This is a genomic window from Bifidobacterium sp. ESL0825, assembly GCF_052606465.1.
Genome location: NZ_CP199589.1, coordinates 1,874,799 through 1,894,270, shown reverse-complemented (window position 1 = coordinate 1,894,270; position 19,472 = coordinate 1,874,799). Strand labels below are relative to the sequence as shown.

Here is a 19,472-nt window from a genome sequence, read left to right as displayed (position 1 = left end):
ATTCCATTTTTCGTCACGCGCCGACAGGAGGCGGCAGAAGTAGCTACTACTACCTGGTCCATGTCACCGATATAGAACTCGTGCCGCGGCCAGGGCCAGACGGCAAGGGCCGGGTGCCTGTCACCATCACCGACCTCAGTCTTGACCGACCTGTGGATCATCAACTCTATCGCCATCTGCTCGATATCTAAGCGCAGCCCAGTCAGCAGAAGAGGCACACTGCTTCAGTGAGGAAAATAGTGTGGCCTCTGCAGAACTGTTGGCGCCTGATGGATAACCTAGGAGCGTCAGTGGGACGAGGGTCATCCATACGTTCAGTCACCAGCGTGGGCATGCCATAGCATACGATGAAATACGACAGCACATCTCTATAAAGGAGTGGATATGACTGATCGTCTACAAGGTAAGGTGGCCATCATCACCGGAGGAACCGGCGGCATGGGCATAGGCATCGCCGAATGCTTCGTCCGCGAGGGGGCCAAGGTGGCCCTTACCGACATCAAGGAGACCGATGCCTCCCGCAGCTTCATGCAGGAGCATCCCGGGCAGGTCGTTTTCCACACCCTGGACGTGACGGACGAGGACCAGTGGGTCTCCACCATCGACACCGTTGAAAAAGAGTTGGGCCAGCTGACCACCGTAGTCAACAACGCCGGAATCGGCGACAAAGGCGTCACCATGGACGAGGAAAGCTACGATGACTGGAAGAAGATCATCGACATCAACCTGAACGGAACCTTCCTGGGCACCAAGCATGGCATGCGGGTCATGAAAGGCCGCGGAGGATCCATTATCAACATCTCCTCCATCGAGGGCTTCGTGGGCCTGAGCCGGGCTGGAGCATACAACGCCAGCAAGGGCGGCACCAGGCTGCTGACCAAGTCTGCCGCTCTGGATTCCGCCAACAACAACTACGGCGTTCGCGTTAACTCGGTCCATCCCGGATTCATTAAGACTCCTCTGATCAGCCAGAGCCTTGAGGACAGGATGAGCAAGCTGACGCCCCTGGGCCATATCGGCGAGCCCCAGGACATCGGCGAAATCTGCGTCTACCTGGCCAGCGACGAATCCAAGTTCGCGCTGGGTGCCGAATTCGTCGTGGACGGCGGATTCATCGCCCAGTAAGGAATTCCCGTAAGGAATTGTCCCAACCCCTTCTTCTGCCAGTCCGCTTCACAGTGATACAAGTGGCTAGGCTGAAGGAGGGGTTCACTTATGCCCCCAACGAGGGGGGTCGCATGCGACTATGGCATCAAGATTTAATCCCGCTGCTTCCCAGACAGCAGCTGCTGGGCCAGCATAGGGAGATCACTGCCCTGCGGGGCCTTGGATGGGGTCGACGGCATGCCACCGTTGACTATGTCTTCGACCACTGCCCATACAAGCTCTTTCAATTTCATCTACTGGTCATGGCAACGATGCGCGAGCGCGGCTATCATCCTGATCCTGTCTGGTATGATCCGTTCTACCGCGGCAGGCACTGCCCGCCATACAAGGATCTGACTGCCGTGCCGTTGACGGACCCCATCTACCCCGAGCACGATGCAGCCTATCTGCAGGAATGCTTGGAGAATCTGGCGGGGAAGGGCATCCATTTGGCCTAAAGGCGATCCTCAGGGCCGGTGCCGACTGGCTGCTGTGGCCATAAAATTCACTGACGTGTACGGCAATATTTGGGAACGGCTGTTTGAATCAGAGTATCTGCCCAAAGACCGTACTTCGCCCGACAACCGGTTGACGGAGTTTTGCCAACCGAAGGGCGTCATTCCCGAGTGAGCCTGGACACCGGGGGCACCAGGAGGGTGACCGCCACCAGCAAGAACGCCAAGGGCAACAGCGCCGGCCTGACACCGGTATGGTCGGCCAGAAACCCGATAGCCGGAGGGATGATCCAGGAGACCCCATAGTAGGCAGTGGAGATGACCGAAGCACGCTGGGCCGCCACGGCTGGATCCTTGGTTGCCAAAGTAGTAACAATGGGTACGCCCAGAGCAGCTCCGACACCCCAAATTCCAGTGCCCACAAGGCTCAACACAAAAGAGGGCGAAAGAGCGTAGACCAGGATGCCCAGAGCCGAGACCAGGAGGGTCAGGACCAGCGAGCGCATGTTCCCCAACCGCTCGATCAGATGTGTCCCCAACAGCCTTGAAACGATCATGGCTGCAGCGAAAATCGTGGGAGCAAGACCGGCTTGAGACTCGGGGACGCCGAAGGCATCGACCAGGCCGATCCCGCTCCAGTCGTTGACGGCACCCTCGCTGGCCTCCAGGGCCACGTTGATCAGAGCAAGAATGAGAACCAAGGCATCGCCCCAGGCAGCCAACTGCTTGCCGAAGGCGGACGATTGCCCTGAACCCGCCTGCTGATCCGAACGTTCGTCGTCAGCGCCTCCCTTGTAATCCCCTAGAGGCTGAGCCGGGCAGAGCAGGACGCAGGCGACCACCAGAGCCAGGCTGACCAGCGCATTGACCGCCAGGTGCGCACCTATGGCTACACCCAGGTGAGATAGGAGCGCGCCCAGTCCCAGAGCAAGAAACATGCCCAGGCTATATGAGGCATGGAAGCGCGGCATTATGGACCGAGAGGAGAAGCGCTCCACCGCGCCGGCCTCAACGGTGTTGACCGTTCCCCAAAGGCTGATCCCCGCCGAATTGAAGAGCAGGCCCAAAACCACCCCTGGCACCGAACGCAGAGTGACGGCCAAAGCCGCGATTACCATGCCCAGGCACCAGGTGGAGGCTGCCAGCAGCATGGCCCGGCGCACACCCAGCCGATCAGTCAATACACCCGAGATCAGCATGCCGACCAGAGCGCCGCAGCCGCCCAGAATGGTCATCAGAGCCAGGCCCGAAGGCTGCAGACCGAGGCTGGCCTTGACTGTTGGCAGTCGAGAAATCCAAGCCGAAGTACCGATGCCCATGATGATGAAAAACCCGTAAACGGCCGACCGCTCGCGCATTCCGTGACCTGGAGGACCGACCGCCGAAGGCTCCCGATGATCCCGTTCACTCATGCGGGCCTCCTTGCTCTGTCCATAGTTGACCCTTTTTCTCCGGAGACGCACAGCAATAGCGGAATCATAGCCAAGGATTCTGTATACTGTTCCACAGCACTTTTATCGGATGACTTGAGAACCATCGTAGACAGTCGACCGGATGACCCGAAGGGGATGCCCGGCCCGACGCCCCAAGCGGTCGTCGGCGCTCAAAAGGAGAAACGTGGCAAAGGGTAATTTGAGCGGAAAAGTTCTGGCCGGCCTGTTGGCTATGGCCACGTTAATACCCACTATGGCCTTAGCCGATGGTGGACAGACAGCTGATGCCCAGACCACCGCCTCCACATCAACATCTGCAACAACACATGCACAGCAGGCAACCGCGACAAACCAGGCATCGTCCACGTCGACCCAAACCTCGACTCCACAGTTGAACACCGCCGCGTCTGGGGCAGCCCAAACCGCTCAGGAGTCGGAGTCAACCTCCTCGAGCCAGGCCGCACCCATACAACCCAGCACAGGGCCGACCACCAAATCGGCAATCAAGGACATGCTGGACACCGACGACGCCGTGGTCACCACACTGTCCCAAGCATCCCGCTCCACTGGCACGGCTCCTTTCGACAACGACAACAACCCCGGCGACGACCACGATGCAGACAATGACATAGTGCGCACTTTCGATAAGGTGTCCTACACCTACTCTTTTGCCGTAAATACCCGCAGCGAGACAACCAGCTATCGCCGAGGCCGAATAGGCTTCCAATTCAGACTGAGCCAGCCCGAGGACCAGGTCACCTTTGATGTGAATTCCATGGGCTGGGTGGACACTACGCCGGAATACCAGCCAAAGCAAACTACAGAGACTATCGACGGTCATCCGACACAGGTGCTTACCGTTTACAGGCTACTCACCGCCCCACAGAATTTGCCTACCGTTATTCCGGGATCCTCCAGCGTCACTCTGGTCCTTCGGGTCCGAAGCATGCCCAATGGCAGCAAATTCGCCCCCGAGGTCCAAGCCTGGGGCGCTCCGAATACCACCACCAAGACCGATCCTGCTTCAGCCACATCCGATCAGGTCACCGTGTCGGCCAAGCTTAATCTGAACCTGCGAATCACTGGCGGAACCAATGAAGGCTCCGGCAACCAAACCTTCGACTTCAACACCCCAGCCGCCAGCAATTACCCCAACCATGAGCTGGGTAAGCGCAAGGGGATAATCAGCAAGTTCAACTGGGCCGTTGACATGCGTTGGCCCGATCGAACCAAGGGCCTCAAGGGTCTGGAGGTTCCCACTGGCCCCATTACCTTTTCCCTGTCACTGAGCAATTTGTGGCAGACCGCTGGCGGAGATGCCTACCCGAAGATAGCGGATCTGCAACCCTACTTCTGGGACATCGGCACCATCGACGGCGACTTCAACAACAGCGGACGCAACACCGGCGATCAGGGCTGGAGACCCACTCTCAGCAACTATGGCTATGCCCGATCCACGGGTGGCACGGCTGGAAAGGACCAAGTCCAAGGCAATGGTCAATACACCGTGGCTGAACAGCGCAACAGCCAGGGCCTCAGGCTGGACCTGACTTTGAAGGACTATAAAACCAACGACCCCTTCCCCTACCTGGGACACACCTATGCACCAGACGCCAAGTGCACGCCTGCCCTGGCCTCGACTGACTGCACGCGACAAGAAGTGGCCGAAATCTCCACTGGTTACCTATATGTCTTCAACCCCTCCACTGTCGACGGCAAGGACGTGGCCAACTACTATGGACAGACCGGTCTCAGCTTGCAGAGCAAGGTCGACGACGGCAACCTGAGTGCGAAATCGCTATCAAACCAGTCTTTACCCCATGCCTCTGGCCCCACGGACACGTCAAACCAACCCGACCAGTCCGATGACATGTGGCACAACGTCATCTTCACGCTAGGCTCCAACACAATAAAGGCAGGCATCAGCAACATCATTCAGTACAGTTGCATGACGGCTCCTAACTATTTTGATGACGGCGTGGACTGCGGGTGGTGGAATGCTCCTGACAACCTACGGGGGACCGACTCAGCAGTCGCAGGGACCCAAGTGCGGGTAACGGCCGGCTTCAACTTCAAAACCAGCAAGGCCGATCTGCCTCTGCTGGGAATGTCCTTGGTCAAGATCGACCCAAAGGTCGTTAGACTGCCGGACCCCGCAGGTCTGGATATTCCCTGGGTCAATGGCATCTGGCAGAACAGCAAATACGATAAATACGAGCGAACGAGCGATCAAAACCCGTCACAGGAACTGGTCATGTACGCCACCAAACCCGACGGAAAGGACTGGAAAAACGACACTGAGCAAGCCAATGCCGACATAGAGGATCTGAACTTTTATAGCACGCAGGAGGATGCAAAGAAGCATGGCACGGTTGTAGGCATGCTGCTGGGCGGGCACACCGCCGCGCCCACCAGTTTTGCCGAAGAGAATTCCCGATTCGGCTTCGGCGGATTTGTGATCAACGTCCTCCCCGATGCCAAAGTAGGTTCGGTAGCCCAGCTGACATCAGTTTCGCGCACTTTCACCCGCAGCCAATTAGCAGCTATGGCCGGGCTAAGCCCCGAGAACTCCAGCGATCAGGAATGGGAGGACTGGGCCAAGCAACAGAAACCCTACGATCTGGCCAAAATCAAATCTCCCGTCTTAGCCACGTCAGTCGGAGGCTATACCAAGGCCAACTATGACCAAATAAACGGTTACCTGGGCGGAGACACCGGCGGCAATGAACACGGGGACAGCCTCTATGTAGCCGGCGAAACCAACACCATCTCCAACGCCGTGGCACAAACAAGCACCAATTCCAAACCCAAAGAATACTTTGACATAGACAGCGATCAACGGTTCGTTGACTGGCGGCTAACCATCAACACCGGCACATCAGCTTCCCAAGCCAACAAGGGCGCCAAAACCGAACTCTACATCACCGACAAACTACCGGCAAAGCTCCACTACATCCCCGGCAGCGCCCGATTGGGTGGCACATATACGGAAGCCACGCCTGAAATGGGCCACATAGAGGGCGGAACCGCCTGTGAGCCATCAGTGAGCACGGACTCCGTAACCGGAATCACCACTCTGTCCTGGACACTGACGAACATCCCTGTGGACGGCAACAACCGCGTCATCCACTTCTCCACCTCCCTGGGCGACCTGACTGACCCTAGCAAAGACATCGGTTCCAACGAAGACCTGACGACCTCTGCCACAGTTCAGTCAAAACAGAATATGTCCCAGCCCAACACATACTTGAAGACTGCCGACTCCTTCACTATCCACGCTTGGCGGACCAACACCACCAGCCTTTCCACTTCAGCCGTACAGGATACGAATGAAGCCGGTGCACCAATCGGCTTCACCAACATGCTGAGCAGCACCGCAGGCAGCGGCAAGCAACATCACTATGCCATCGACATCATGCCGTACAAACAGACAAGCGGCAAACCCGACTTCCACGGGGAACCTACTTTTGCCGATATGAGCATAAAAGCTTCGGCGGGGGCTAGTCTGAGCCGAATCACCATCCGCTACACCACAGATTCTCGATGGCGGGTGAATGACACGAGTTCCATACAATCCCAGGAATACCTCTCTTGGGACAAGGCTGACTTGGACACAACAAGTGGCGAAGTGAAAATGCCTGAAAACGTGGTCGCCTGGGCCTTCATCATCGATGGGCAGCCCAACCAATTCCGCTATGACATTACTTTCCATATAAACCCCGGAAACAACTCCTCCGGCGACCTCTATCGGAATCGCTGGGGCAATGCACTGAACCAAATGCCTGCCCAGGCCATGGTTGTTCAACGTTCCATCAGTGGCATCGTATGGTACGACGTCAATGGGGACGGCACCCGCTCTTCAGAAGATATTCTGCTTAAAGATGTCAAAGTGACCCTGCTCAACGATTCTGACGACAAGCCCGCCAAGTCGGTCGTCACCCCACATGATGATCTGAGCACAAAATCTGATTCCCAGGGCAAGTACGAACTGACCAATATACCGGCAGGGCAATTCCATCTGCGGTTCGACCCCGCTCCGAGTACGAACTGGACCCACCTGTCTACGACAATCCAAAAGGCCAGCGGAGCCAGCCCGAGCGAAAACTCCTCAGCCAGCGACATACTGGAGGACGGAACCTTGAAAGGCGCCGTCATCAAGGATATTAAGTTCCAGAAGGCCGAGGATATGGTGGACGCGGCCAGCCAATCCCTGGATTTCAACAACTGTGGCCTGACAGGACCAATGGACACCAATGAAGTGTCTGCAGGAGTCAAAGTACAGATCCAAGGCAGGAACTGGCTCAACTCAGACTCCTTCACGTTAACTGCCGAGCCCTTGGGTGGCGCACCGTCCGCAGCGTTGCCCAGCCAAATCACCGTAGACGCCGACAACCAAAATATTCAGGTGCCCGTCAACGTGTCTGCTCTGCCCGACGATGGCAGCTACGAGTATCGTATACACCAGGAAACCGGCTCCATTCCTGGCCTGACGTATGATCAGAGCACTGCAATCCTGACCATCACTTTGACAACCGATGCAGCTCAGTTACACCGTACCGCCAAGGCGCAGTGGACTGACAGCAAGGGCAAGAAGATAGACACGGCCACCTTCACCAACACCTACCAGGCCAAGTCGGCCACGGTCAGGCTCACCGCCTCCAAGCACCTGGAAGGCCGGGGCCTGAAAGCCGGAGAGTTCGACTTCCTCCTGCAGAACACCAAGGGCGGGAAGCCGGCCCAGGCATCCAACAAGGCCGACGGGACCGTCGCATTCCCCGACCAGACCCTGACCGAGGCCGGCGACTACACGTACTCCGTGAGCGAGGCCCAGGGCAGCCTGCCCGGCATCACCTACGACCAGAAGACGCACCGGATCACCGTCCATGTCACCGACGACCAGCAAGGCCAACTCCAAGCCACCATCGACGGCAACAACCCCACCTTCACCAACCATTACCAGGCCAAGCCGGCCAAGCCCGTCATCACCGCCACCAAGCACCTGCAGGGCCGGGACCTGAAAGCCAACGAGTTCACCTTCCACCTGTACGACGGGGAGACCGGCCATGAAGCGGGCTCGGCATCCAACGACGCCCAGGGCAGGATCGCCTTCAACGACCTGACCCTGGACCAGCCCGGCGACTACCACTACACCATCCGCGAGGACCAGGGCAGCCTGCCCGGCATCACCTACGACCGGCACGCGGCCACGGTCGACGTCCACGTCACCGACGACCTCAACGGCCAGCTCCAAGTCACCATCACCAGCAAGGACACTACCTTCACCAACACCTACCAGGCCAAGCCGGCCAAGCCAGACAACCCTGACAACTCCGGAGGACATGACAAGCCGAATCCACCGGTAGAACCGAGCAAACCGAGCGAGTCCGATCATGCACCCAGCAATAACCAAAAACCGGTGCCAGGAAACCAATCTTCTGATGACCAAGCAAGGCCATCTGCAGATTCCCAAGCCCTAGCCGCCTCAGGCTCAGAAATAGTCATGCCTGTAGTGCTGACTGTCGGCACTGCCGTCCTCGGCCTGGCACTGATGTGCTTGTTGCGGCACCGCAGGGATCAGGATGCTGACCTGGGCTAATCGTTCCCCGCATGAGAACACAGCTGGGCCTCTTCTTCACTAGTGACAGGCACCTATGGCGAACCTCACGGTTCCCTGCCCCTATCTGCAGACGAAATTTGCTATTCTTGCAAGTGGAAGGAATCTTGCATCCAGAGGTCACCGTCGACGATGGACGGTCACCTGAACGGTCATGGCCCTGCACGGTCATGATGTCGATTGTCACACGTGCAGGCCGTCACACAGAAAGGTCAGTCATGGCAGACGATACAGTCATTGTTGTTGATACTTCCATGTTCGAAAAAGACGCCGACGCGAAAACCGCCAAAGCCAACGAGGTCGCACGCAAATACGGCATCAGCGACGAGGCCCTTAAGAAGGTCGAGGATTACAAGGATCAGTTGAGCTACCACCAGGCATGGGATCTGCCGTTCCTGGGCTACGTGGACGAAGACGGCTATGGATACGCCTACGTGCCCAACAAGGCTGTCGCAGCCGATGGATGGGATGCCCACAAGGCCTTCCTGGACCTGCCTGATGATGTCCAGACGGCCTTCGCCATCCGCATGCTCTTCACTCATCGCGACGTCGACCGCCACGGTGCAGAGATGTTCCTTCACCACGGCCGCGGGCTGACAGTCCGCTTCCAGGAGCCCACCTCAGCCAGCTACTGAGCCTGAGCTGCCTTAACTAACTCGACCCCCGGCCCTGTCGTAATAACCCCCTGACAGGGCCAGGGGCTTTTCCATGCCAATGATCAAGGCAGAAGCCCCATCCAGGCAGGAGCTAGCACACCGAAGCAGGCTCCGACGATCGGCCCGGCAAAGGGTATCCAGGCGTAGCTCCAGTCCGCATCCTTCTTGCCGGACATGGGCAGAAGGCAGTACGCCAATCGAGCGGAAAAGTCACGTGCAGGATTCATAGCCGCACCGGAAACCCCGCCCAGGGCCATGACCAGAACCGTGATGACCAGAGCCACGCCCAGGGGCCCGACTTGGGTAGGCGTCCCCCCATTAAGGAACACCCAGGCAACCAGGATGGCCGTGCCGATGGCCTCCGACATCAAATTCCAGAAATTCGAACGTATGGCCGGCTTGGTGCAGAAAACCATGAGTTTGGTATCCGTATCGGTGGGAAGTTCGAAATGCTTGCGAGTGCCCAGGTAGCCCAGGCAGGTGCCAAAGAAGGCCCCCAAGAACTGGGCGGAAATGAAGATGGCCACATTGGCCAAGGTGACCGGAATGCCGCCCTTGCCCATGGCCAGACCGTTCAAGGTCGCCTGCGGATCAATCCAGTGACCGACCACCCTGGCCAGGGTCACGGCCGGATTGAGATGGCCGCCCGTTCTCCACCCCGCATATACGCCCACATAGACAGCAAGGCCCCAGCCCAGTGAAGCGTTGATCCAGTCGGCCCGATAGGCCCCTGTCTTGGGGAGCGACCTGCTGGCTGCAACCATGAAAGCAATGGCCATCATAAGGGCCGTGCCCAGGAACTCTGAGCAGAACATTTGCATGCCGCTGATCATGCTCTCTCCTCCAGCTTCCCGTAATCAAAGGAGCTGAAGGTGACCAGACTCCCAGAACCGAATAGTCAACTGCTGCCAAACCGACAAAACCACCGGTGGAGCAACCAACAATCTGCTCATACATATAGTCTTTCGATTTGACTAATACATCAAGAATAACCGAAGCCGTGACCCAAGGGTCTCGTCACCATGATGCTGTATTCATGACCATTGACCAGTAGATCAGCAGCCGTTTCGGATCAGCCCAGCAGGGCCAGGAGGTCCTTTCTGCTCAGCCTGGCCACGCTGGCAGCACCGGTGGATGCGGCCGAATCGACAAAGCGCGATGCCAGGTCGCTCTTGCTGTGCTGCAGGTTGAGGATGCGCTCCTCGATGGTGTCCTTGGCTACGATCTGGTAGACGTTGACATCCTGGGTCTGGCCGATCCGGTGGGCGCGGTCGTTGGCCTGCTCCTGGGCTGCAGCGTTCCACCAGGGGTCCGCATGGACGACAACACAGGCCCCGGTCAGGTTGAGCCCGGTGTTGCCGGCCTTCAGGGAGATCAGGAAAACCGGCGTGGCATCCCTATTGAACTGTTCCACCAGCTCCAGCCGTCGCTTCTTGGAGGTGGCGCCGGTGATCAGGTCGTAGGACACGTCCAGCCGACGGAGCCGCTGGGCTATCAGGTCCAGGTAGGAGGTGAACTGGGAGAAGATCAGCATCTTGCGTCCGGCATCCTGGCAGGAGGCCACCAGATCCTCGATGGCATCCAGCTTGGCCGAATCGCCGCGCCGGTCTCTACCCTGATCCTGATAGACCAGACGCGGATCGCAGCAGACCTCCCGCAGCCTGGTCAGCTGGGCCAGGACCTGGATTTTGCCGACCTCGTACTCCTGGTCCCTTTCCTTGTTGAGCGTAGCCCTCAGCTCCTGCTCCAGGGCCGCATAAAGCTTGCGCTGATGACCCTGCAGGGGCACGCTGATCACGTTTTCGATCTTCTCGGGCAGATCCGTCAGCACCTGTGACTTGAGCCGACGCAGAATGAAAGGCCCCACCAGGGCCTGGAGCCGGGACTGGGCATCCTGGTCGCCGCTGAGTATGGGCATCTCGAAGCGGTCCCGGAACCGGGAGTAGGGACCCAGCATCCCGGGCATCAGGAAGTCGAAGATGCTCCAAAGCTCGGACAGCCGGTTCTCGATGGGCGTGCCGGTCAGGGCGAACCGGTGCAGGCTGTCCAGAGCGCGTACAGCCCGCGCGGCCTTGGTGGCATGGTTCTTGATGTACTGGGCCTCATCCAGAACCAAGGCATACCAGGGCAGACTCCGATACCGGTCCAGGTCCCGCCTGAGCAGATCATATGAAGTGATCAGCAAATCGTAGGATCTGGCCTGATCCAGCAGCGCCTGACGTTGGCTGCGCCCCCCGGCCAGGACCGCCACCCGCAGATCCGGCGTAAAACGGCGGCACTCGGCCTCCCAGTTGTAGACCAAGGAGGCCGGACAGACGATCAGCGAGGGTCCCCGATCCCTGCCCTGATCCCGACGGGAGAGCAGGTAGGCCAGCATCTGTATGGTCTTGCCCAGGCCCATCTCGTCGGCCAGGATGCCGCCGAATCCGCGGTCGCTCAGGGTGCATAGCCAACGCAGCCCCTCGACCTGGTAGGGTCTGAGCTGCCCGCGCATCCCATCGGGGACCTTGAACCCCTGAGGATCGGGCTTGCGTTCCTTCAGGTAGTCGCGGAAGCTGGAATCGCGGTCATGCTCGGGCACCAGCGCATCCAGGTAGCCGAGCTGAAAGTCAGGCACCCGAACCGGCCCCTTGGCCAGATCAGCAGGGTCGATGCCCAGGTCTTCGGCCAGGGTGTCCACAGCCTCGGTATTCAGATCAGCCAATTCGACGAAAGCCCCATTACGCAGGCGATGGAAGCGCCGACGGCGGCGATGGTCAGCCAGGATGGCAGCAGCCTCCTCGGGCCGTACCTCATCGGCAATGGGCGAGATCTCGACCAGACCGGAGCGCACCCGCACACCCACGCGGATCTGCGGATGAGAGACGACGCTCAGCCCGTCGAAGGCCGGGGTGGAGAAGACCTGTCCCAGACCCTTGAGCACAGGCAGGCCCCGGGTCAACAGGGTGTGGATGGCCTCCTCGTTCTCCTCGGGGATACGGGCCAGCCCCTCCTCCATCAACGGGAAATAGCGGCGAACCGTCTGCCGGGCCAAAGACTCGATCTCCCGATCTCTGCCGGATTCATCCTCCGAAGCAGGATCAGCGCCGACGGACAGAAGACGGTCCCCGTAGCGGGCCTTGAGGTCACAGCTGACCCCCTGCCGATCCCTGTCCAGGTAAAGTTCGATCCTGCAGGGCGGCCGCCGCCGGGCATCCAGCTCCTCGGGCAGACTGGCAGAGAGCCCGGATCCTTCCTGGGCGCCCTGATCCAGGTCAGGCAGGACGGTCCGGGCGAACAGATCCAGGTCGTCGGCGTCCAGATGCAGATCCCGATCCTCGCCAGGACGGCAGAGGGTCTCCAGCAGATCCCGATGACGCATGAAACGCGCGCTGCAGCGGTGGATGACCGGCCCCGGATCCAGCCCTAAGCCGGGTTGCGAAGGGCGCACGATAACGAAGGAAGAGGCCTGACCGACGATGAAGCGCTCCACGGCCAGGGCATGGGTGATCCGGTAGCCATCCGCCTCCTCGCTGACCGCGATGCCAGGGTCCGGATCTCCGTCGAGGACGGGGGCAGGCATGGTCTGCAGGAAGGAGTCCTCGGGAGGCGTGTAGTCCAGGGTGAACCCGGAGTCTACGAACAGGTCGAGAATCTGCGCCACTTCGTCGTCGCTGAGCCGGATCCCCGCCAATCCTGCGCGTGCAAGGCGGCGGCGCATGCCTCCCTCCTGTTCGGCCAGGCTGCGGCGGATGGCACCGGCCCTTTCAAGAATGGTCAGCAGAGCCTGGGCCCGTTCATCAAAGGTGTCACGAGAATGAATGAAGGCCAGCCGCCGCCCGTAAGACATGAATTCGCCATGGTCCACGGCACGCAGCAGGGCCGGAAGGTCCTTGACCAGGTAGGCGACCCCGTGGGAGGACAGGGTGATGTGCAGACGGACCAGCCAGCCGCCGCGCTCACTGGTCAGATCGGGGATAAGCCCGACCGAGCCGATGGGCAGGTGACGGCCGCCAACCGGTCCGCTCTCCTGCTTGAGCAGGTTCAGCTGGCGGTCACGAAAGGCCTGCCGACGCCGACCCTCCTGCCGGCGCATGTAGGCTGCCAGGGGTCCCGAGGTCGACCGGGCGGAACTGGATCGACCCTGGTCGCCGTCCCAGTCATCCGATCCTGCAAAGGATTGGCTGGACTCGTTGTAGGCCATGATCAGGGCGACGACATGCTTGCAGGCAGGACCCTGGCGCCCAAAGGCCCGGCAGGTGCAGGAGGAGTCAATGACCCGATGGGCCTGCTCGTCCAGCCGAGCCTGGACCATGCAGTCACCGTCCGGCTGATAAGTGGCGGGCACACGCCCCTTGAGAACGGTCAGAGCCCCCAGGTGCCGCAGGCGCAGGTCTGTAAAGCGGCGGTCATCCAGCAGTTGATGGGCGCGGAAGTAGGCCTTGCCGCCCAATCGGCGCAGAGCGGCGTCAGAGATGGTGTCTGGATCGCCGAAGGTCCGCCCCTCCTCCTCATCGCCCGGATCATAGAAGCCATGGCCTCCTGAACCAACGGCTCTTGACCCGTAGACCGCTGCATGCCAATCCACACGCACCCTCCTTATGGTCTCTGACGACCATTCCCGAGCATAACCTTTTCCGTCCCGATGCGGCACGCCTTCGGCGAAGCGAGTAGACATGCCGACTTACGAAAAAATGACCGCCTCCCTAAGATGGCGTGCTGTTTGTCTGAAGAAGGAGATCATTATCGTGCACAACACGTCCACCTCTGCCTCTGTTCACCGGTCACGACCGGCCGTCCCCCATCCCTGGCCGGCCATCGCCGCGCTGATGATCGGGGCTTTCGTGGGCATGCTGAGCGAGACCTCGCTCAATATCGCCCTGCCCAACCTGATGGAGAGCTTCCAGATCCCCGCTGCCACCGTGCAATGGCTGGTCACAGGGTACATGCTGGTCATCGGCATCGTCCTGCCCTTCTCCAGCCTGATCTCCAAGTGGTTCACCACCAGGCAGACCGTGATCTTCGGCCTGGTCGCCTTCCTGGCAGGATCGGTGGTCTCGGCCATGGCCCCCACCTTCCCCGTCCTTCTGACGGGACGGCTGATCCAGGGCATCGGCACCGGCCTGATCCTGCCGCTCATGTTCACCGTGGCCATGCTGATCTTCCCGCCAGCCCGTCTGGGCACGGTCATGGGCATGTGCGCTCTGGTCATCATGTTCGCCCCGGCAATCGGCCCGACCCTGACCGGGATCATCCTGGGCAAGCTGACCTGGCACTGGATCTTCTGGTTCTTCACCCCCTTCCTGGTGGTGGCTCTGATCTTCGCCGTCTGCTTCCTGAAGAACGTAGGAACCATCACCCACCAGCGGCCGGACTTGGCCTCTATTCTGGAGTCCATTGTCGGCTTCGGCGGACTGGTGGCAGGAGTCAGCCTGGCCAGCCGTTATGGATGGCTCTCCCCGGTCACCCTGATCATTCTGGTTGTGGCCCTAGTAGCTCTGGTCCTCTATATTCGTCGTCAGCTGGGCCTGGAACACCCGGTGCTCAACCTGCGCATCTTCTCCATCCCGGCCTTCCGCTACGGCGCCACCCTGGTCATGCTGGACTTCGCAGTCATCCTCTCCTCCATGTATCTGCTGCCCCAGTTCCTGCAGCGTGGGCTGCTCCTGCCCGTGGCCATGACCGGCATCCTCATGCTGCCCGGCGGGGCCATCAACGCCCTGGTCTCGGCCTTCGCCGGCCGGCTCTACGACGGCTTCGGGGCTCGTATGCCCGTCCGCTGCGGCTTCCTTGTCGCCCTGCTCGGCACGGTCATCCTCCTGTTCACCGGCCCGCACACCCCTGTGGCCCTGGTGGTGGTGGCCCACATCATTTTGATGATCGGCTGCCCACTGGCCATGTCACCGGCCCAGACCTACGCGCTCAACTCTCTGAGCGGCCCGCAGTCCGGCGACGGAAGCACCATCATCAACACCATGCAGCAGATCGTAGGAGCCGTGGCTACGGCCATCACCACCTCCCTGCTGGCCATGGGCGAGGGGCAGGCAGCCGGAGTTGACAAAGCCCAGGCCTTCACCAGGGGCACCCACTACGGATTGATCTTCACCCTGGTGCTGATCCTGGCCGCTCTGGCCGTCTCCCTGAAGGTGCGCAACTTCTCCCACGCCGAGCAGCCAGAGGCCGAACGGGACATTCAGCAAGCTCCAAGTTCGCACCGCTAGCTTGGGAGCGTCCCTGGCTAGACTGGAGGACGGCGACCGGACTTTAGGCCCGCCATTGTGGGCCGCCCGGTCATCCCTGGAACGCTATCAGGAAGGGTGTCATGTTCGTTCTCAAGAACGCCTGGTTCACCATCAGGCGGCATGCGGCGCGGAGCCTGGTCATGGTTCTGGCCTGCCTGGTCGTGGCGGCGCTGGCCACGACGGCGGCCACCGTGCTCCAGACTGACACCAAGGCACGCACCACAGACTACGAATCCCAACAGGTGGATGCCGTCATCAGCCCGCGCAAGGGAACCAAGGCCTCTCCCCTGGGTTGGAACGAGTATTCCAAGTACGCCCAGCGCCTGCAGATGGATGGCATGCAGTACAAGGCCTACTTCCATGAGACCGCCGACATCAGCCCGGAGGGACTGCCCCAGTCAGGCACCTACTCCCTGGTGGGCGTCTCCGACAAGGAGGCCGAACCCACCCTGCCTCACGGCCCCTTCGCCGTGGATCAGGGCAAGGGGCTGGACTACGCCTCCCAGAATGCCTCCGGCGCCCAGACCGTGCTGATCTCCAAGCAAATGGCGCAGGCTAACAAGCTCAAGGTGGGCGACACCCTGACCATCAAGGATCCCCGCCAGCAGGATCAGCAGGTCAAGCTGACCATCTCCGGCACCTACCACTACCGCAAGGCTGCCGATCAGACAGCCAACCGGGCCATTTACACGGCCTATCCCACTTTTGCCATGCTGGGGCTAGATGCAGCCAGCAAGCCTGGAGACCCCGGCCATGAACTGCTCGTCGCCTTCGTCCTGGATTCGCCAAGCACCTACCAAAAGTTCATCAAGGAGCTGCGCAAGGACGGGCTCAAGGCCTCGCAGTACGACATCGACTCCCCCAGTCTGAAGAACTACCAGCGGCGGATGGAGCCGGTCCACCGGGCCGCCGACCAGGCGCGAACCGTCATTACCCTGGTCTGCCTGCTGGGCGGGCTGGTTCTGCTGGGCTGCCTGTTCCTCATGCTGCGCGGCCGTGCCAACGAAATCGGCATGGCCATCACCATCGGGGTCCACAAGGCTCGGCTGGGTTGGCAGTTCGCCCTGGAGACCCTCTTGCTCACCCTGCCCGGACTGGTGCTGGGCCTGGCTCTGGGCACCGCGATCAGTCGGCCCCTGGGCCGGTCGCTCTTCCGGCTGGGGAGCCTGGCCAGCATGCCGCATGCTGGTCTGATCTGGAAGATGATCCTGATTGGCCTGGCCGTCTGCCTGGTCCTCGCTCTGGCAGCAGCCGCCAGGGTAGCGGCCTTCAGAACCGCCCAGCTATACACCAACGACCTGGAGGACGAGGCATGAGCAAAAAGACATCGGACCAGCAGCCGGACGAAAACTCCCAGGAAAAGGCCGAGACCAAGGCCGCCGATCAGAAGCAAGCCGCTCAAGCAACGGCCGATGCCGAGCAAAAAGCCGACGAGAACACCAGCACCGGACCGCTGCCCGAATCCGAGGAAGAAGCAGCCACTCAGACGGGCGAAAAGTCCGAGGAGGATGATTCCTCTGAAGAGGACCTGTCGATGGCTGCCTTCAAGGTGGTCATCGAGCAGGAAAATGCCGAAGATCCCGACGGCGGTCAGGAGGAGGACCCGCTGCTGGAGACCGATGAACAGCGGATTCTGGTTCCTGGCGGCTACCCGGTGCTCTCCCTGAAGCATGTGGATTACACGCGCAAGGTCCAGGGTCGCCCCGAACAGATCCTGGACGATGTCGATCTGGAATTCCAGCGCCGCCGCATCTATTCGGTGGAGACCACTACGCCTTCCGGACGGGCCGCTCTGATGGCCCTGATGACCGGTCTGCGCGCTCCTACCCAGGGCAGCGTGCTCTTCCGGGGCACGGACCTGCGCCAATTGTTGGCTTCCGACTATCGCGGCCATCAGATCGGAGCCATCTTCGGCACCGATGCCCTGAGGCGCGACCTGACCGCCGTACAGAATCTTGTCTACACCATGGAGGCCAGCGGACGCACCTTCCTGGGCCCCAAGGACAATCTGGCCCGTCAGTTGCTGGACGAGGTGGGCTTCCCGGAGCGCCTGCAGGACAAGCTGACGGCTGATCTGGGCCACTTGGACTTCCGCTTGGCCTCCGTGGCCCGTGCCCTGTGCTGCGAGTGCGACGTGCTCATCGCCGACGAACCCACCGAGGGGCTGGAGCCGAGCGACTGGGACACCCTGCTGGCCACCCTGAAGCGGGTCTCCCGCCGTCATGACTGCGCAGTGATCATCCTGACCTCCGGCGGTTCTGACACCGTGGACGAGGGCACCTACGACGACCGATTCATCGTCGATTGAGCCCCAGTCTTCCCGGCCGGGGACGGACAGCACTGCACTGATTTGTTCGGTCATCACCCATGAGGAGTGGATACCCCGGGTCATGACCGAACAAATCGGTTCATGCAACAATGACCCACGCCGGCAAGGGAGGGTCATCCTGCACCATCACCATGGATTCGGACCTGTTCGGGAGGTCGGCGTCAAGGAAGCCATATGGATTACCCCAGGGCTGCTGATCGCTCAGAACGCCTGGCTGGCATCCCAAGGCCGTCCCTCATGGGCCCTGTCAGCCCCACCGACTTTGTGGCTGGATGAACTGGACCAGTCCCTGACCGAACGCAGGATTCTGACTGTGACGGCAGAAACCATCCTGACCTGGCGTCGGCTGCCATCGGGCTTGGGACAACGTCCCTGGTCGCAGCTGGCCGCCGGCCGGGTATCGGGCCTGCCTGCGGCCCGACGGACCCTTGAAGGCCTGCAGAGCAACCTGCGGACAGCCCCTGCGCAATCGCTGATTCGAATCCAGACCCACCTGCCCAATATCCATGAGGAGTGGCGGGTCATCATCGACAGGGATCGAATCGCGGCCTCCAGCGGATACTGCCTGCATGAGGACGAGGGCTCTCGAGCCATTACCACGGTCTTCGACGGCGCCATCTTCGATCCCAGGCATCGAACGATCGCCGAGAACTGCGCCCTCCAGGCAGCCAAAGGTCGATCTCCTGCTCCGATCAGCGTGGATCTGGCCTTCCTCCGTGGATTGGATCGGCCTCTCGTCCTGGAGGGAAACCCGGTCTGGTGCGCAGCCCCTTACGCTTACGGGCCGCAGGGCATGGTCTCGTTCTTGAAAGCCGTAGCGACCTGCCGGACCGATCCAGTCGATCCCTATCAACCAGACCCGTGGATGCTGCGCGAATTCGGCGGCCGCTTCCGCAGTTCCTGGGGGCCGGCCCGGCCGGATCAGACGATGGTCATGCCGTAGTGCTTGGCCAGGGGCTGCAGATCCGGCACCCCATACCGGGCCACCAGCTGCCTCCAGCGGGCCAGGTTGTCAGGACCATACTTGGCTGTGCGCTTGGCGGCAGTGGGCTCGGAGACGAAGATGGGCGGCTGGTGCTTGCTGTGGAACTTGTCCGCATACATGACCACCTCCTGCTCAGGGTTGACCGGCAGGTAGTCGTCAGGCGGCAGGTTCAGATGCTCCTCCTCAACCTGGCGGCGGGTCAGCCCCACCCCGGTATGGTTGCGGGCGAACTGGGCCACCGACTCGTCCACCCCAGCGTCCCGCAGCAAGTGGTAACCCTCCAGCCCATGTTCGATGTACCGCTCGCCCTGGAAGGTCAGGGGGCGGCCCTGGGAACCATCGTCCTTGAGGATCCGGTAGGTACCGATGTCGTGCAGCAAGGCGCCCGTGCGGACCAGGTCACGGTCCAGAGGCCGCTCGGGCAGAACCCCGTCAGGATCATCATCACGCAGCAGGCGTTCGTTGACCTGGTCGACCATACGCACCGCGAGGGCGGCAATGATCTGGCAGTGGGTGTGTATCAGTTCATAGGCGGCTTGGGAGGGGGCATACTGACGGTGCAGGGCCTCGGCCATGGGAACATTGGGAGTCATACCGACCATTCTAGGGATTCCTGACGCAAATGTGACCTTT

Annotated in this window: 12 protein-coding genes; 8 read left to right on the top strand and 4 right to left on the bottom strand. The window is 60.7% G+C overall.

Annotated elements, in window-relative coordinates:
• The first annotated feature begins 384 nt into the window (after positions 1 to 384).
• Together ACUIAG_RS07965 and ACUIAG_RS07960 are read left to right on the top strand one after the other, a co-directional pair.
• A complete protein-coding gene (locus ACUIAG_RS07965; protein WP_445339595.1) occupies positions 385 to 1,125 on the top strand; it encodes an SDR family oxidoreductase in 741 nt (246 codons plus the stop codon).
• Between the two features lie 62 nt (positions 1,126 to 1,187).
• The gene (locus tag ACUIAG_RS07960) at positions 1,188 to 1,604 is read left to right on the top strand and encodes a TIGR02328 family protein (RefSeq protein ID WP_445339594.1); all 417 of its coding nucleotides are present in this window, start codon (positions 1,188 to 1,190) and stop codon (positions 1,602 to 1,604) included.
• 158 nt (positions 1,605 to 1,762) lie between these two features.
• Here ACUIAG_RS07960 and ACUIAG_RS07955 read toward each other — a convergent pair whose 3' ends face one another.
• Positions 1,763 to 3,013: an MFS transporter gene (locus ACUIAG_RS07955; protein ID WP_445339593.1), complete on the bottom strand. Its 1,251-nt coding sequence runs from the start codon at positions 3,011 to 3,013 to the stop codon at positions 1,763 to 1,765.
• Between the two features lie 412 nt (positions 3,014 to 3,425).
• On the opposite strand from ACUIAG_RS07955, the gene ACUIAG_RS07950 reads away from it, so the two are divergent.
• Together ACUIAG_RS07950 and ACUIAG_RS07945 are read left to right on the top strand one after the other, a co-directional pair.
• Entirely contained in the window at positions 3,426 to 8,630 is a 5,205-nt protein-coding gene (locus tag ACUIAG_RS07950; RefSeq protein WP_445339592.1) for a Spy0128 family protein, read from the top strand.
• Positions 8,631 to 8,866: 236 nt separating this feature from the next.
• Positions 8,867 to 9,283: a hypothetical protein gene (locus ACUIAG_RS07945; RefSeq protein WP_045924232.1), complete on the top strand. Its 417-nt coding sequence runs from the start codon at positions 8,867 to 8,869 to the stop codon at positions 9,281 to 9,283.
• A gap of 83 nt (positions 9,284 to 9,366) precedes the next feature.
• Here the strand turns inward: ACUIAG_RS07945 and ACUIAG_RS07940 are convergent, their stop codons facing one another.
• Both ACUIAG_RS07940 and ACUIAG_RS07935 read right to left on the bottom strand, forming a co-directional pair.
• Positions 9,367 to 10,137: an MIP/aquaporin family protein gene (locus ACUIAG_RS07940; protein WP_445339591.1), complete on the bottom strand. Its 771-nt coding sequence runs from the start codon at positions 10,135 to 10,137 to the stop codon at positions 9,367 to 9,369.
• Between the two features lie 239 nt (positions 10,138 to 10,376).
• Positions 10,377 to 13,871 (bottom strand): SNF2-related protein, encoded by a 3,495-nt coding sequence (locus ACUIAG_RS07935; RefSeq protein WP_445339590.1) that lies wholly within the window; start codon positions 13,869 to 13,871, stop codon positions 10,377 to 10,379.
• Positions 13,872 to 14,031: 160 nt separating this feature from the next.
• Between ACUIAG_RS07935 and ACUIAG_RS07930 the strand changes: the two genes are divergently transcribed.
• From ACUIAG_RS07930 to ACUIAG_RS07915, 4 genes are all read left to right on the top strand, one after another.
• On the top strand, positions 14,032 to 15,504 hold the full coding sequence (locus tag ACUIAG_RS07930) for a DHA2 family efflux MFS transporter permease subunit (RefSeq protein ID WP_445339589.1): 1,473 nt from the start codon (positions 14,032 to 14,034) through the stop codon (positions 15,502 to 15,504).
• A 101-nt stretch (positions 15,505 to 15,605) separates the two neighbouring features.
• Positions 15,606 to 16,841 (top strand): FtsX-like permease family protein, encoded by a 1,236-nt coding sequence (locus ACUIAG_RS07925; RefSeq protein WP_445339588.1) that lies wholly within the window; start codon positions 15,606 to 15,608, stop codon positions 16,839 to 16,841.
• Positions 16,838 to 17,833, top strand: coding sequence for an ATP-binding cassette domain-containing protein (locus ACUIAG_RS07920; protein WP_445339587.1), 996 nt, complete (start codon positions 16,838 to 16,840; stop codon positions 17,831 to 17,833). Before ACUIAG_RS07925 ends, ACUIAG_RS07920 begins: the two co-directional genes overlap by 4 nt.
• Positions 17,834 to 17,915: 82 nt before the next feature.
• A complete protein-coding gene (locus ACUIAG_RS07915) occupies positions 17,916 to 18,797 on the top strand; it encodes a hypothetical protein (protein ID WP_445339586.1) in 882 nt (293 codons plus the stop codon).
• On the opposite strand, the gene ACUIAG_RS07910 is transcribed toward ACUIAG_RS07915, so the two are convergent.
• Positions 18,776 to 19,441 (bottom strand): HD domain-containing protein, encoded by a 666-nt coding sequence (locus ACUIAG_RS07910; protein WP_445339585.1) that lies wholly within the window; start codon positions 19,439 to 19,441, stop codon positions 18,776 to 18,778. The two genes, ACUIAG_RS07915 and ACUIAG_RS07910, sit on opposite strands and share 22 nt — an antisense overlap.
• Positions 19,442 to 19,472 lie beyond the last annotated feature (31 nt).